The sequence below is a fragment of the Brevundimonas sp. UBA7506 genome (genome assembly GCF_002479495.1).
Classification (GTDB): domain Bacteria; phylum Pseudomonadota; class Alphaproteobacteria; order Caulobacterales; family Caulobacteraceae; genus Brevundimonas.
On the sequence record NZ_DLNQ01000014.1, the window covers coordinates 79,287 to 94,835 of the forward strand.

Annotated in this window: 11 protein-coding genes; 3 read left to right on the forward strand and 8 right to left on the reverse strand. The window is 68.8% G+C overall.

Annotated features, from left to right (window positions below; genetic code table 11):
* Window positions 1-157: 157 nt before the first annotated feature.
* Window positions 158-913, reverse strand: a complete 756-nt coding sequence (locus tag B3K53_RS12420; RefSeq protein ID WP_292084697.1) for an SDR family oxidoreductase — start codon at window positions 911-913, stop codon at window positions 158-160.
* 112 nt (window positions 914-1,025) lie between these two features.
* On the opposite strand from B3K53_RS12420, the gene B3K53_RS12425 reads away from it, so the two are divergent.
* Window positions 1,026-1,436 (forward strand): winged helix-turn-helix transcriptional regulator, encoded by a 411-nt coding sequence (locus B3K53_RS12425; protein WP_292084698.1) that lies wholly within the window; start codon window positions 1,026-1,028, stop codon window positions 1,434-1,436.
* Here B3K53_RS12425 and B3K53_RS12430 read toward each other — a convergent pair.
* Window positions 1,433-2,086 carry a DUF1345 domain-containing protein gene (locus B3K53_RS12430; protein WP_292084699.1) on the reverse strand — a complete coding sequence of 218 codons (654 nt, stop codon included), beginning with the start codon at window positions 2,084-2,086 and terminating at the stop codon, window positions 1,433-1,435. The genes B3K53_RS12425 and B3K53_RS12430 overlap by 4 nt on opposite strands.
* Window positions 2,087-2,175: 89 nt before the next feature.
* On the opposite strand from B3K53_RS12430, the gene B3K53_RS12435 reads away from it, so the two are divergent.
* Window positions 2,176-3,015, forward strand: a complete 840-nt coding sequence (locus B3K53_RS12435) for a Ku protein (protein ID WP_292084700.1) — start codon at window positions 2,176-2,178, stop codon at window positions 3,013-3,015.
* Here B3K53_RS12435 and B3K53_RS12440 read toward each other — a convergent pair whose 3' ends face one another.
* A complete protein-coding gene (locus B3K53_RS12440) occupies window positions 3,016-3,198 on the reverse strand; it encodes a DUF3606 domain-containing protein (protein WP_292084701.1) in 183 nt (60 codons plus the stop codon).
* 90 nt (window positions 3,199-3,288) lie between these two features.
* On the reverse strand, window positions 3,289-4,554 hold the full coding sequence (locus B3K53_RS12445) for an MFS transporter (RefSeq protein ID WP_292084702.1): 1,266 nt from the start codon (window positions 4,552-4,554) through the stop codon (window positions 3,289-3,291).
* A 19-nt stretch (window positions 4,555-4,573) separates the two neighbouring features.
* On the opposite strand from B3K53_RS12445, the gene B3K53_RS12450 reads away from it, so the two are divergent.
* Window positions 4,574-5,473: a LysR substrate-binding domain-containing protein gene (locus tag B3K53_RS12450; RefSeq protein WP_292084703.1), complete on the forward strand. Its 900-nt coding sequence runs from the start codon at window positions 4,574-4,576 to the stop codon at window positions 5,471-5,473.
* On the opposite strand, the gene ligD is transcribed toward B3K53_RS12450, so the two are convergent.
* From ligD to B3K53_RS12470, 4 genes are read right to left on the reverse strand one after another with little or no spacing between them, the layout of a single operon-like run.
* Window positions 5,470-7,977, reverse strand: coding sequence for a DNA ligase D (gene ligD, locus B3K53_RS12455; RefSeq protein WP_292084704.1), 2,508 nt, complete (start codon window positions 7,975-7,977; stop codon window positions 5,470-5,472). The genes B3K53_RS12450 and ligD overlap by 4 nt on opposite strands.
* A 55-nt stretch (window positions 7,978-8,032) precedes the next feature.
* Window positions 8,033-9,358, reverse strand: coding sequence for an ammonium transporter (locus tag B3K53_RS12460; RefSeq protein WP_292084705.1), 1,326 nt, complete (start codon window positions 9,356-9,358; stop codon window positions 8,033-8,035).
* A gap of 44 nt (window positions 9,359-9,402) precedes the next feature.
* Window positions 9,403-13,929, reverse strand: coding sequence for a glutamate synthase large subunit (gene gltB / locus B3K53_RS12465; RefSeq protein ID WP_292084706.1), 4,527 nt, complete (start codon window positions 13,927-13,929; stop codon window positions 9,403-9,405).
* Window positions 13,926-15,359 carry an NAD(P)-dependent oxidoreductase gene (locus B3K53_RS12470; RefSeq protein ID WP_292084709.1) on the reverse strand — a complete coding sequence of 478 codons (1,434 nt, stop codon included), beginning with the start codon at window positions 15,357-15,359 and terminating at the stop codon, window positions 13,926-13,928. Before B3K53_RS12470 ends, gltB begins: the two co-directional genes overlap by 4 nt.
* Between the last annotated feature and the right edge of the window lie 190 nt (window positions 15,360-15,549).

A 15,549-nucleotide genomic window follows, 5' to 3' on the forward strand; every position in this document is an offset into this window, starting at 1 on the left:
CTGAGGTCTGGCCGGCTGCGTCTGCAATCAGGTCTTCGGGGAGGAAGGCCCACACGCGTTGCAGGAAACCGGATACCGCGATTGTGCGGTGCAGCGCAGATGGGCCTCAATAGCGGCCAAGTCAAGGCGGCGCGGGCGCGGCCTTGATTTTTCAGGCTCAGGTATGGCCGTTCAGAGCAGCGTAGATCTGTTCGTAGCGCCCGTCGATCTCGGCGCGGCGCAAGGGTTTGACCCGCTCAACCAGGATCTCGCCGCGCGGGGTTTCGCCGCGCTCGATCAGGCCGATCACCTCGGCCGTATAGTCGGCCAAGGGCATGGAGGCGGGGTTTTCGGCGTGGCCGGGCATGAGGTCTGTGGCGACCGCCGGCGGGGCCAGTTCCAGCACCTCGACCGAGGCGCCAGCCAGTTGGGTGCGCAGGGACTGGGTCCAGGAATGGATAGCCGCCTTGGTGGCGTTGTAGGTCGGAGTGGCGGCCAAGGGGATGAAGGCGAGGCCGGAGGTGACCGTGATCACGGTCGAGGCCGGGCGGCGGCGCAGATGCGGCAGCAGGGCCATGGTCAGCCGGATCGGGCCCAGCAGGTTGGTGGCGATGGTGGTCTCGGCCGTCTCCAGCGAGAAGGGCTCGGCGGTCAGATCCTCGGGCTGCATGATCCCGGCGTTGTTGACGACGACGTTGAGGTCGGGGTGGTCCCGCACGATCCGGTCGGCGAAGGCGCGGATGGCGGCGGAGTCTTCCATGTCCAGGGTCGCCCAGGCCATGCCGGGGTTGGCGGCGGCGACGGCCTTCAGCGGCGCCTCACGGCGGCCGGTGATGATGATGCGGTTTCCGCGCGCGTGCAGGCTTTCGGCCAGGGCGCGGCCGATGCCGCTGCCGCCGCCGGTGATCAGGATGGTGTTGCCGGTGATCTTCATTTCGGGCTCCTTCGGTGTGCGCATTCACGCCGGGGCTCAGCTATGGTCTATGCTCTCCGTTAGAAAGTAGGCACCAGAAACAGCCATACTTACCGGATGGGAAGATTTGGATATGACGCACTATCCGGCCGCGAGAATTTCGTCGCCACATAGCGATGAGCCGGTCGATGCGCGCGTTGAGGCTCTGGTCAACGAGGTCATTGGGCGGGTGGCGGACAAGTGGACCATGTTGATCCTGGAGGTGCTGGAGCAGCACGGGGAGCAGCGCTTCACCCGCCTGGGCGAACGGGTCGGCGGCATCAGTCAGAAGATGTTGACCCAGACCCTCAGGCAGATGGAGCGCGACGGCCTCGTGGTGCGGACCGTGCATCCGGTCATTCCGCCGCGCGTCGAATACCGGCTGACCGATCTTGGCGTGACCCTGGCCGAAGCCTTCTGCGGGGTCTGGACCTGGGCGGAGAAGAACCTGGATCGTATCGAGGCGGCGAGGCTGGCCTTTGATGAGCGCAAGGCGGCGGGCTAGCCCAACAGGCTCACCGCCATATTGACCGCCAGGGCCAGGATCACCGTGTTGAACAGGAAGGCGACCAGGCTGTGCAGCGTGGCGATGCGGCGCAGCTTCTGGCTGCTGATCTGGATGTCGGCGGTCTGGCTGGCGACGCCGATGATAAGGGCGAAATGCAGGAAGTCCCAGTAGTCGGCGTCGTCCTCGCCGGGGAAGATCAGTCCCTGGCGGTCGCCCTTTCCCGTGTCGTCGGGCGCGTAGAACTCATGCGCGTAATGCAGGGTGAAGATGACATGTACGAACAGCCAGGAGAGGGCGATGACGACGATCGAGAAGAAGGCCGCCGCCGCCGACGGCTTGCCGCCGTCGGCCGCCTCCATGACGATGATGAAGACGCTGGCGGCCGCCGCCAGCAGGCTGAGGGGCAGGACCGCGCCGCCAGCCTGATCCAGTTCGGCGGCGCGCTTGCGAATGGCCTCGACCGAGCGGGCGCGCATCAGTCGCGCGAAGGTCAGGGCCAGAAAGGCGGCGGCGCCCGCGCCCCATCCCGCCGCGATCCGCGTCGGCCAGTCCCGGACGCCGGGCGTCAGGGCGATGACCGCGCCCAGCACCGCCAGCCCCAGCCACAGGGCGGCGTGCAGACGGAACAGGCGGACGATCCAGGTCATGGACGGATGATTGCGCGGTTCTTCGGCCGGGGCCAGAGGCCTGAACGAATCCGCGCCGCACCCGTTGAAGCGGGCTGGAGGACCGGATCATGGCCGCGCGACCGACCTGGCAGGGGCATTTGAAGCTGTCGCTGGTGACCTGTCCCGTCGCCCTCTACACGGCGACCAGCAGCGCCGCCGACGTGCGCTTTCACCTGATCAACCCGGCGACGAACAACCGGATCCGCATGGTGACGACCGACCCCGACACCGGACCGGTCGAGCGGTCGGATCTGGTCAAGGGCTATGAAGTCTCCAAGGACGAATACGTCCTATTCGACGAGGCCGACTTCGACAAGGTGAAGCTGGAAAGCACCAGGACCATCGCCATCGACCAGTTCGTCGACGAGGCCGACATCGACCGTCTCTATTGGGATGACCCCTTCTATGTGGTGCCGGAAAAGGGCGTCGGGGTTGAAGCCTTCGCCGTGATCCGCGAGGCGATGAAGACGGCGGGCAAGATCGCCCTGGGTCAACTGGTGCTGCGCGGCAAGGAGCGACAACTGGCGCTGGAGGTCCACGGCAAGGGACTGGTCGCCTACACCCTGCGCGCCCACGACGAGGTGAAAAACGCCGACGACTTCTTCGACGACATCCCGGAGGCGAAGGCCGACCCCGACATGGTCGAGATCGCCGCCCGGATCATCGGCCAGAAGGAGGCGGCGTTTGATCCGACCCGCTTCCATGATCGCTACGACGAAGCCCTGCGCGAGATGATCGCGGCCAAGCAGAAGGGCGGGAAGGGCGTGGTCTCGGCCCCCGAGCCGGACGACACCAATGTCATCGACCTGATGGCGGCGCTAAAAGCGAGTTTGAAGGGGGCGGCCTCCAAGGCGGCTCCGGCCAAGCCTGCCGCCAGGAAGGCCGCGCCGAAAAAGAAGACCGGCTGACTAGCGTTTCTTGCCCAGTTCGGCGGCGATGTCCTTGGTCATGCGGCCGACTTTGCGGTGGGCGGTGACGATCTGGTCGCGGGTCACGCCCCAGCGCTTCATCCAGTATTCGACGGCCTGACGTTCGGACAGGTCCAGCCGGTCCTTGTCGATAAAGCCGCGCTTGTCCTTGAGGCCCGCCATGAGGGTGTTCCTTGATCGTAAAGATCAAGCCTAGCACCAAAGCGGCGAAGCGGCCCCTCCTTCGGATGAAGAAGAGGCCGGTCTTTTGAACTAGCAGCGGGCGGGAGCCGCCGTCGCCTCGCGTGCCTCGCGCCGGACCAGCAGCAGGACCAGGACCAAACCCGAGGCCGCCATCGCCGCCCCGGCCAGGGCCACGGCCGGATAGCCGAGGTTGAGGCCGATGACCGCGCCGCCCAGGGCCGCGCCGATGGCGTTGCCCAGGTTGAAGGCGCCGATGTTCATGGCCGAGGCCAGGTTGGGCGCGTCGCTGGCGGCGGTCATGACCCGCATCTGCAGCGGCGGCACCAGGGCGAAGCTGGCCACGCCCCACAGGAAGATGACCACGGCGGCGGGCGCCTGCCACGGCATGACGACGGCGAACAGGACCAGCAGGGCGGCCAGGCTGGCCAGGGTGATGATCAAAGTGCGATCCACCGAACGGTCGGCGAAGCGGCCGCCCAGCCAGTTGCCCACGGTCAGGCCGACGCCATAGACGACCAGCATGGCGGTGACGAAGGCGCTGGAGGCCAGGGTCTGTTCCTTCAGGATCGGGGCGATGTAGGTGAAGACGGTGAACATGGCGCTGGAGCCGATCACGGTCAGGGCCAGGGCCGCCAGCACCGGGCCGCGCTTCAGCACTGCGAGTTCGGCCTTCATGGCGCCGCCGTCGGCCGAGGCCTCGACCCGGCCATGCGGCAGGGTCAGGCGCAGGGCGATCATGGCCAGGGCGCCGAGACCGGCGATGCCCCAGAAGGAGGCGCGCCAGCCCAGGGTCTCGCCGGCCCAGGCGGCCAGGGGCACGCCGGTGATGTTGGCTATGGTCAGACCCATGAACATGGCCGCCACCGCGCCCGCGCGCCGGTTCGGCGCCACCACGCTGGCTGCGACGATGGAGCCGACGCCGAAGAAGGCGCCGTGGTTGAACGAGGTCACGACCCGCGCCGCCATCAGGCTCCAGTATTCGGGGGCTATGGCCGACAGCAGGTTGCCCAGGGTGAAGATTCCCATCAGGCCGATCAGCAGGGTTCGGCGCGGCACGCGGCCGGTGGTCAGGGTCATCAGCGGCGCGCCGATCAGGACCCCGAAGGCGTAGGCGCTGACCAGCAGACCCGCCGCCGGAATGGAGACGCCCAGGTCGCCGGCGATGACGGGCAGCATGCCCATGGGCGCGAACTCGGTGACGCCGATGCCGAAGGCGCCGACCGCCAGCGCGAGAAGGGGAGGATTGAGTTTCATAAGAGCGGAGGCCTGTCCTGTTTCGAGCGGACAGGTGGCGCGAGCGAGGTGCAGGGAGTAGGGCTGGGTGAGGTCAAACATCTTTGCTCTGGAGGCACGAATGGCCGACATCGAGGTCAATCGCGCAGGCGAGCTGGCGGTATTCGAGGCGGCGGCGCGAGCGGGGAGCTTCTCCGGCGCGGCGCGCGCGTTGAAGCTGACGCCCTCGGCCGTCAGTCGCACGGTGGCGCGGACCGAGGCCCGGTTGGGTGTGCGGCTGGTGATCCGCACCACGCGCAGCCTGACCCTGACGGCGGAGGGCGAGGCCTATCTGCAGGCGGCGCGACGCATCCTGACCGATCTGGACGATGCCGAGCAGGCCATCGCCGACCAGGGCGCGCCGCGCGGGCGGCTGCGGGTCAGCGTGTCCCAGTCGCACGGGCGTCTGCACGTCGTGCCGCTGCTGGGCGATTTCACAGCCCTCTATCCGCACATCCTGGTCGATATCAACCTGACCGACGCGGTGGTGGACATCGCCGCCGGGCAGGCGGACGTGGGCGTCCGTTCGGGCCCCTTGGAAGACAGCGGCCTGACGGCGAAGAAGATCAGCCAGACACGGCGGGTCATCGTGGCCTCGCCCACCTATCTGGCCCGTCGGGGAACGCCGGTCGTCCCCGAGGACCTGCACGCCCACAACTGCCTGAATTTCAACTTTCGTCGGGCAGAGCCGGTCTGGCCGTTCGTGCGCGACGGGCATGAATTCCGCCTGACGGTGCGGGGAAGCCTAGAGGCCAATAATGGTGAAACCCTGGGCCAGCTTGCGGCTGACGGAGTGGGGATCACCCGGGTCGGCGCCTTCAGCGTGGCGGATGACATCGCCGCCGGTCGGCTGACCCCCCTGCTGGAGGACTTCAATCCCGGCGATGTGGAGAACACCCACGCCGTTTTCATCGGCGGGCCCAACACCCCGGCGCGGGTGCGGGTCTTCGTCGACTTCCTGGCCGAGCGTCTGCAGGCCTAGCGGAGCCTCCGCAGTGCAGGTTTCAGCGACGCTGCCGAGGCGCGGAACTCCGCCCACGGATCGGGCGCTTGCAACAGGTCGACGGCCGACGACAGGTTGAAGGCCTTCGGGTCGAGCGCCGGCTTCACCTGATCCCAGGACAGGGGGCAGGCGATCCCGGCCCCGGGCCGGGCGCGGGGCGACCAGGGGGCGACGGCGGTGGCGGCGCGGCCGTTGCGCAGATAGTCGAGGAAGATCTTTCCGCCCCGCGCCTTCTTGGCCAGGGTGGTGGTGAAACGGTCGGGGTGGTCGGCCTTCATCGCCTCCGACACCGCCTTGGCGAAGGCCTTGGCGGCGTCCCAGTCGATGCGGCTGCGAGCGTCGGCCCTGATCGGGACCACGACGTGCAGACCCTTGCCGCCGGTGGTCTTCACGAAGGGCGTCAGGCCCAGGGCCTCGAGGCGAGGTTTGAGCATGTTGGCGGCGACGACGACGGCGTCGAAGTCGAGGCCCTCGTCGGGATCGAGATCGAAGGTGATCTGATCCGGCGTCTCGGGATCGCCGGGCTTGCAGCCCCAGGGATGCAGTTCCAGCCCGCCTGACTGACCCACGGCGATCAGGCCGCTTAGGTCGGTGACGGCGAGGTAGGGCTTGCCTTCGCCGACGTCGATCGCCGTCAGGCCCGGATGTCGGCCCGCCAGGGCGTGGCGCTGGAAGAAGCGTTCGCCTTCGATGCCGTCTGGGGCGCGGATGATGGAGACTGGCCGGTCAAGCACATGGGGCAGAAGCCGCTCGGCCACGGCCGCGTAATAGGCGATCAGATCGGCCTTGCTGACGGCGGCGTGGTCGCTGGTCGCGGGCCACAGGATCTTGTCGGGGTGGGTGATGCTCACGCCTGCGACGGTCAGCTTGCCGGCTTTGGCGGCGGGCGGTTGGGGCGGGGCGGTCACATCGGCGGGGGCCTTGTCTTCGCGCAGGCCCTTGAAGGCGGCCTGACGCAGGAGGCCATCCTTGGAATAGCCGGCGTGTTCGATCTCGGCGACGAGGACGGGGGCGACCCAGTGCAACTGATCCTCCGCCTCGGGCGGGGCGACGAAGGGCGAGCGCTCGGCGGCGGCGGCTTTCAGCGCGGGCAGAAGGGTCTTGGTCAAGGCGGCGGAATAGCCCGTGCCGACGCGGCCCAGGTAGCGCAGGCCGCCCTTCGCCTTCACCCCGACCAGCAGGGAGCGAAAGCGGGTCCCGTCCTCTGACGACCAGCCGCCGATCACCATCTCGTCGCGACCCCGGCATTTGGATTTGACCCAGGTCGCCGAGCGGCCGGCGCGATAGGGGGCGTCCAGCTTCTTGGAGATGACGCCCTCCAGCCCCATGCGGCAGGCGCCTTCCAGAACGGCCTGACCTTTGGCGACGAAATGGTCGGCGTAGCGCAGACGCGCTCCACGAGATTTCGTCACGCGGTCGCACCAGGCCTGCAGCCGCGCCTTGCGGTGCGACAGCGGCAGTGGGCGCAGGTCTTCGGCCCCGTCGAACAGCAGGTCGAAGGCGAAGTAGACCAGACGGCCCGTGTCGCCCTCGGCGATGGCGGTTTGAAGCGCCGAGAAGTCCGGCATGGCGTCCTCATCCAGGGCGCACAGTTCGCCATCGACCACGGCGTCGGGCCAATGGGCGGCGTCGTCGGCCAGTTCGGGAAATCGGTCGGTCCAGTCCAGGCCCTTGCGAGTGCGCAGGGACGCTTGCCCGCCGCCGGTCGCGACCTGAATCCGATAGCCGTCGAACTTGATTTCATGCACCCAGCCGGGCGTCGAAAGCGGACGTTCGGCGACCTGGCACAGCTGGATCGGCACGAAGGCGCGGGGCTTGGCGAGGGGTTTGGGAGCGACGGCGGGCTTGGGCGCCGTCTTGTGGGCGGCGGGTTTGGACGATGTCCATTCGCTATGACCTTCGGCGATCTCGGCCAGGCTGCGCCCGCTGACGACCGAGGCGTCGATCTCGGTCAGGGCGTCGCCTTCGCCCTCGACGGCATAGGCGTCCTTCTCTTTGAGCAGCAGCCAGTTCGGGCGCTTGGAGGGTTTGCCGCGATCCGACTTCAGCCGGATCAGGGCCCAGCCGCCCTTCAGCCGCGCGCCGTCGAGGGTCAGCTTGATCACGCCCTTGGCAAAGGCCGCGTCCAGATCGGGGTCCTGGGGCGTCCATTCGCCGACGTCCCACAACTGCACCGTGCCCGCGCCATAGTTCCCGGCCGGGATAGTCCCCTCGAAGCCGCCGTAGTCGAGGGGATGGTCCTCGACCTCGACCGCCAGCCGCTTGATGGCGGGGTCGCGCGAGGGGGCCTTGGTCACGGCCCAGGACTTGAGCACCCCGTCGTGCTCGATGCGGAAGTCGTAGTGCAGGTGCGACGCGGCGTGGCGCTGGATCAGATAGCGCAGGCCGGTCTGGCGGGCTTTCGCCTTGCGGCCCTTCGGCTCCGGCGTGACGCCGAAGTTCCGCTTGGCCTGATAGGTGTCGAGCTCGCCGCGCGCGGTCATCCGGTGGGAACGCAGAGGGGCGGCGAAGGCTTCATCGACCCACGCCGCCCGCTCGTCAGTGCATGGCCTCGCCGTGCTGGCTGTAGTCGAGGCCCTCGATCTCGGCCTCCTTCTCGACGCGCAGGCCGACGGTGTATTTGCAGATCATCAACACGACGAAGGTGCCGACGGCGCTCCAGACCATGGCGCCGCCCAGGCCGATGGCCTGTTTCCAGACCGTGGCCCCTTCGGCGACGGGGTTGATCGCGGCGTTGGCGAAGACCCCGGTCAGCAGGGCGCCCGCGATCCCCGCGACGCCGTGCACGCCGAAGGCGTCGAGGCTGTCATCGTACTTGAGTTTGTGCTTCAGCCAGACCGCGCCGATATAGGCGACCGGACCCGAGATCAGACCGATCAGGAAGGCCCCCTTGGGGTCGACGAAGCCGGCGGCGGGGGTGATGGCGACGAGGCCGGCGACCACGCCGGTCAGCAGACCCAGAAGGGTCGGCTTTTTCTTCAGCGTCCACTCGACCGCGATCCAGCCGACGGCGGCGGCGGCGGGGGCCAGCAGGGTGTTGAAGACGGCGACGGCGGCGATCTCATTGGCCCCGGCCGCCGAGCCGCCGTTGAAGCCCATCCAGCCGACGAAGAGCAGGCCGGTGCCGATGGCGGTGAAGGCCAGGTTGTGCGGGGCCATGTTGTCGCGACCCCAGCCGTGGCGCGGGCCGAGCACGATGGCGCAGACCAGACCGGCCACGCCCGCATTGACGTGGACCACGGCCCCGCCCGCGAAGTCGAGCACGCCCAGTTCGCCCATCCAGCCGCCGCCCCAGACCTGATGGCAGATCGGCGCATAGACGATCAGGTGCCACAGGGTGAAGAAGAGGACGCTGGCCGAGAACTTGATCCGCTCGGCGAAGGCGCCCGCGATCAGGGCCGGAGTAATGATGGCGAAGGTCAGCTGATAGCTGATCCACAGGAGCTCGGGCAGGCCGGGGGTCAGGGCGTGGGCGGTCTTCACCCCCACGCCGTTGAGGAAGAGGGCTTGAAGACTGCCGATGAAGCCGTTGGCGGGGCCGTCGACGGTGCCGAAGGACAGGGTGTAGCCGGCGACGAACCACAGGACGGTGACGATGGCCATGGCCGCCGTGGAATGGGCGATGGTGGCGATCAGGTTCTTCTTGCGCACCATGCCGCCGTAGAAGAGGGCCAGGCCCGGCAGGGTCATCATCAGCACGAAGGCCGTCGAGGTCAGGATCCAGGCCGTGCCGGGACCGTCCAGCGCCAGCGGGACCTGATGCGCGAGCAGGTTCGGCGGCGCGGCGAAGGCGGGCGCCGCGAACGCAAAGGCGAAAAGGCCGCAACAGAATGCTGCGGCCTTGGTGATCGTCGGTGGTGTCATGAAGGTCTCGGGGAGAAGACGCGGGCGAAAAGGGGAGGGCGACGTCAGGCCGGTTGGGCCAGCCTGACGTCGGTCTCAGCGGCCTCGGCGGCGAGGACGGTCTTGGGCGCGATGCGGACGAAGCGCGGCGCGAACTGGGACCAGTCGGCCAGGATGCGTCGGGCCAGGGGCGAGGCGGTGGCGCTGGCATGGGCCTCGATCAGGGCCTTCAACCGGGCCTCGGCGTCGGCGTCGAGGCGGCCGATGCCGGCCAGATCGCCGTTCAGAGCCTGGGCCGCGCGGCCGTCGGCGTCGAGCACGAACAGTTCGCCGCCGCTCATGCCTGCCGCCAGGTTCCAGCCGACCGAGCCCAGGACGACCACACGACCGCCGGTCATGTATTCGCAGCCGTGCGCGCCCAGACCCTCGACCACGGCCTCGGCGCCCGAGTTGCGGACGGCGAAGCGTTCGCCCGCCGCGCCCGCCACGAACAGACGGCCCGAGGTGGCGCCATAGAGGGTGGTGTTGCCGCAGACCTGCTGGTCGGCGCGCCACTCATAGGGACGGACATGGATGTCGGCGCCCGACAGGCCCTTGCCGACGTAGTCGTTGACCTCGCCGGTGACGTCGAGGATCAGGCCGCGCGCGCCAAAGGCGCCGAAGCTCTGACCGGCGATGCCTTCCAGCTTCAGCTTCAGGCGGCCCTGCGGCCCCTCAGGCCCGAACTTGCGGACGATGGCCGAGGAGACCCCGGCGCCGGCGGTGCGCTGGGTGTTGTTCAGCGGATAGGACAGCTCCAGCGTCTGGCCGCGCTCGAGGAAGGGAGCGGCGTCCTTCAGCACCTGGGCGTCCAGGCTTTCGGGGACGGGCTTGCGCACCTTGTCGGCCCAGCGGCCGGGCCGGTCGACGTCGACCTTCATCAGCAAGGGGTTGAGGTCCAGGTCGTCCAGGTGCGAGCCGCCGCGCCGCGTCTGACGCAGCAGGTCGGTGCGGCCGACGATCTCGTCGATCGTGCGGGCGCCGATCGAGGCCAGGATTTCGCGGACCTCTTCGGCGATGAAGGTGAAGAGGTTGACCACCTTCTCCGGCGTGCCGGTGAACTTGGCGCGCAGGCGCTCGTCCTGCGAACAGACGCCGACCGGGCAGGTGTTGGAGTGGCACTGACGCACCATCAGACAGCCCATGGCGATCAGGCCCGAGGTGCCGATGCCGTATTCCTCGGCGCCCAGCAGGGCGGCCAGGACCACGTCGCGGCCGGTGCGGATGCCGCCGTCGGCGCGCAGGGACACCGACGAGCGCAGGTGGTTCAGACTGAGGACCTGGTGCGCTTCGGCCAGACCGATCTCCCACGGCATGCCGGCGTGCTTGACCGAGGTCTGGGGCGAGGCGCCCGTGCCGCCGTTGTGGCCGGCGATCAGGATGGCGTCGGCCTTGGCCTTGGCCACGCCTGAAGCAATGGCGCCGATGCCGGTGGCCGAGACCAGCTTGACCGTGACCTTGGCATCGGGATTGATCGCCTTCAGGTCGTAGATCAGCTGGGCCAGGTCCTCGATCGAATAGATGTCGTGGTGCGGCGGGGGGCTGATCAGCGTCGTGCCCGGAACGGCGTGACGCATCCGGCCGATGAACTCGGTGACCTTGAAACCGGGCAGCTGGCCGCCCTCGCCGGGCTTGGCGCCCTGGGCCACCTTGATCTCGATCTCGCGGCACTGGTTCAGGTATTCGGCGGTGACGCCGAAACGGCCCGAGGCCACCTGCTTGACCGCCGAGTTGGCGTTGTCGCCGTTGGGGCGCGGCACATAGCGCGCCGGGTCCTCGCCGCCCTCGCCGGAGACGGCGCGCGCGCCCATCCGGTTCATGGCGATGTTCAGGGTCTCATGGGCCTCAGGCGACAGGGCGCCCAAGGACATGGCCTGGGACAGGAAGCGACGGCGGATGTCCGAGACGCTTTCGACCTCGTGCAACTGCACCGGGGTCAGGCCGTCCTTGAAGTCCAGCAGATCGCGCAGGGCCAGATCCGGCTGCTCGCGGACGGCGGCGGAGTATTGCTTGAAGCGCTTGTAGTCGCCGCGGTTCACCGCGTCCTGCAGCAGGTGGATGGTCCTGGCGTCGTGGGCGTGGGCTTCGCCGCCCGCGCGGATGCGGAAGAAGCCGCCCATCGACGGCGACGGCACGGCCGCGCCGAAGGCCACGGCGTGACGCTTGAGCGCCGCCTGCTCCAGACCGGCCAGGCCGATGCCCGAGATGCGCGACGGGGCGCCGGGGAAGAACTCGGCGGCCAGAGCCCGCGACAGGCCCAGGACCTCGAACTCGCAGCCGCCGCGATAGGCGGAGATGATGCTGATGCCCTTGCGCGCCAGAACCTTGAGCAGGCCGGCCTCGATGCCGTGCTTGTAGTTGAGGCAGGCGTCGTGGAGCGTCAGGCCCGGATAGACGCCGCGATCCAGACGTTCCTGGAACAACTCCTGCGCCAGCCACGGATTGACGGCGGTGGCGCCGACCCCGATCAGAACGGCGAAGGCGTGGGGGTCCAGGGTCTCGGCGGAACGCACGACCAGCGAACAATAGGTGCGCAGGCCCGCCGCGATCAGACGGCCGTGCGTCCCGGCGGTGGCCAGGATCATCGGCGCGGCCAGACGCTCGGCCGAGGCGTGCTCGTCGGTCAGGACGATCAGGGTGGCGCCGTCGCGGGCGGCGGCCTCGGCCTCGTCGCGGATGCGGTCGAGCGCCTGACGCAGGCCGGCGCCTTGGCGATCGCCTTCAGCGGGGACCGGATAGGTGCAGTCGATCACCGTGGTCGAGCCGTCGGCGACGACGCCCAGCAGGCGCTGATACATGCCGGTGGTCAGGACCGGGCTGTCCAGGACGAAGACCTCGGTCTGGGCCTCGTCCTGGGCCAGGATGTTGCCCAGGTTCTTGAAGCGGGTCTTCAGGCTCATGGCCCCGGCTTCGCGCAGGGGGTCGATGGGCGGGTTGGTGACCTGGCTGAAGTTCTGGCGGAAGTAGTGGGCCAGTGGGCGCGGCAGGCTGGACAGGACGGCGGGCGGGGCGTCGTCGCCCATCGAGCCGACCGCCTCCTTGCCGTCGCGGACCAGGGCGTCCAGCAGCAGGTCCAGATCCTCGCGGCTGAAACCGGCGGCGATCTGACGACGGATCAGGGCCTCGCCGACGGCGGCGCGCGGCTCGGGTCCGGGGCCGATGATCGGCTCCAGGTCGACCATGTTCTCCAGCCACTGTTCATAGGGCTGGGCGGCGGCCAGGGCGTCGACGGCCTCATGCTCGTCGTAGAGACGGCCGTGCTTCAGATCGACGGCGATCAGCTTGCCGGGGCCGATGTGCAGGCGGCGCTTGATGCGGCCCTCGGGCAGGGGGACCAGACCGGCTTCAGAGCCCGCCAGTAGCAGGCCGTCCACGGTTTCCACCGCGCGCAGGGGGCGCAGGCCGTTGCGGTCCTTGCCGGCCACGACCCAGCGGCCGTCGACGGCGCACAGGGCGGCGGGGCCGTCCCACGGCTCCATCACCGCATTGCAATAGGCGTAGAGGGCGCGGTGTTCGGGCTTCATCACCACGTCGTCCGAGGACCAGGCCTCGGGCACCAGCAGGGCCTTGGCCAGGGGCGCGGGACGTCCGGCGCGAACCAGGACCTCGAAGACATTGTCCAGGGCCGCCGAGTCCGAACCGCCTGGCTGGACCACCGGCTTGACCTCATGGTCGCGGTCGCCAAAGGCCGAGGCCGCCATGCGGATCTCGTGGGCGCGCATCCAGTTCAGGTTGCCCTGAAGCGTGTTGATCTCGCCGTTGTGGGCCAGCATGCGGAAGGGCTGGGCCAGCTTCCACTCGGGGAAGGTGTTGGTCGAATAGCGCTGGTGGAAGACGGCGTAGCCGGCCTCGACCGTGGGGTCGTTCAGATCGTGATACAGCTGACCCAACAGCTCGGCGCGGACCATGCCCTTGTAGACGATGGAGCGGGCCGACAGCGAACACAGGTAGAAGCCGTTCAGGCCGCTGGCCTGCACCGCCTTTTCGATGCGGCGGCGACACAGGAAGAGCTCGCGCTCCAGTTCCTCGATCTCCATGCCCTCGGGGGCGGCCAGCATGATCTGCTCGATCTCGGGGCGGGTGGCGTCGGCGCGGACGCCGACGACCGACAAATCCAGCGGCGTCTGGCGCCAGCCGTAGATGTAGAAGCCCGAGCGGATGGCCTCGGCCTCGACGATGGCGCGGGCGTGGTCCTGGGCGCCCAGGTCGGTGCGCGGCAGGAAGACCTGGCCGACAGCGATGGGGCCGGGGCGCAGGGTCTGGCCGACGGCGCGCACCTGGGCGGCGAAGAAGGCCTGGGGCAGCTCGATCATGACGCCGGCGCCGTCGCCGGACAGGCCGTCGGCGTCGACCGCCCCACGGTGGGCCACGGCCTTCAGCGACTTGATCGCCATCTCGACGATTTCGCGGCGCGGCTTGCCGTCGATGGCACAGACCAGACCCACGCCGCAGGCGTCGCGTTCCGATGCCGGATCATAGGCCCCCCCTTCGATCAGGTGGGCGCGGTTCTCTTCGTACTGGGCCAGCCAGTTCTGTTGTGATGCGTCGGTCATGCGGCGGCTTCCTCGGTACGCGCGCGCAGGTAGCGGTCGATTTCGGCCGCGGCGTCTTGGCCGTCGCGCACGGCCCAGACGACGAGAGAGGCGCCGCGCACGGCGTCCCCGGCGGCGAACACGCCGGGCAGGGTGGTGGCGAAACCGCCACGCGCCACCTGCAGGGTGTTCCATTTGGTCAGGCCGAGGCCGGCGTCGAGTTGCTCGGCGAAGGCCTCGGGCTCAAAGCCGAGGGCCTCGATCACCAGGTCGGCGGGCAGGTCGAAGTCCGAACCGGCCACAGAGGCGATGTCGCGACGCTGGCCGGGGGCGGCTTCCGTCAGGGCCATGCGCTGGGCGCGGACGGCGGTGACGGCCTCGCCTTTCGACATCAGGGCCTTGGGCGCGCCCAGCCATTCGAAACGGACGCCTTCCTCCTCGGCGTTCTGCACCTCGCGGGCCGAGCCGGGCATGTTCTCGCGGTCGCGGCGATAGAGGCAGACGACGCTGTTCGCGCCCTGGCGGATAGCCGTGCGGACGCAGTCCATGGCCGTGTCGCCGCCGCCGACGACGACCACGTCGCGACCCGCCGCATGAGGCGCGGACGCATCAGCAGCGTCGCCGCAGTCGACGCGGTTCTGGGCGATCAGGAAGTCGAGGGCGGCGACGGTGTCATTCGGACCGCGACCGGGCACGGCGAGGGTGCGGGCCTGATAGACGCCCATGGCCAGCAGGACGGCGTCATGGCGCGACCGCAGCTCGTCCATCGACACGTCGACGCCGACGTTGGTGCTCAGCACGAACTGGACCCCGCCCTCGACCAGGCGGTCGATGCGGCGCTGGACGATGCGCTTCTCCAGCTTGAAGCCGGGGATGCCGTAGGTCAGCAGGCCGCCGGCGCGGTCGTGGCGGTCATAGACGACGACGGCGTAGCCCTCGCTGCGCAGGCGGTCGGCGGCGGCCAGGCCGGCGGGGCCGGAGCCGACGATGGCGACGCTCTGGCCGCGTTCGGCCAGGGGGCGGATGGGCTCGACCCAGCCGTTGTCGAAGGCCGTGTCGGCGATCCAGGCCTCGACCGAGCCGATGGTGACGCCGTCCCAGCCGGACTGCTGCAGGGTGCAGGCGCCCTCGCACAGGCGGTCCTGAGGACAGATGCGGCCGCAGATTTCCGGCATGGTCGAGGTTGCCGAGGCGACGCGCCAGGCCTCGCGCAGGTCGCTGTCGGCCGACAGGGCCAGCCAGTCGGGGATGTTGTTCTGCAGCGGGCAGGCGTTCTGGCAGAAGGGCACGCCGCAGTCGGTGCAGCGCGACGCCTGGACCGTTCCGCTGTCGGCGGTCGGTTTGAGCGTGATCTCCGTGAAGGCGCGTACGCGCAGATCAGCGGGCTGTTTCTCCAGCCGACGCTGCTCGATCAGAAAACCACCGGGGTTGGAACGTCCACCTTTTTGCATCTGCTCATTAAGCGAATCCTGCGGCGGGAGCGCAAATATTTTCCGAAGTGAAGCTAAAATTTTATATGCATAGGCATTAATGGGCCTTCAAATCTAAATTTGCGGAATTTATCACCGGACTGCGGTGTGCGACGCAGCACGTTTTCGCGGGTGCGGACGCGATGGGCGCGGCTCCTGCGGGCATCGCCCT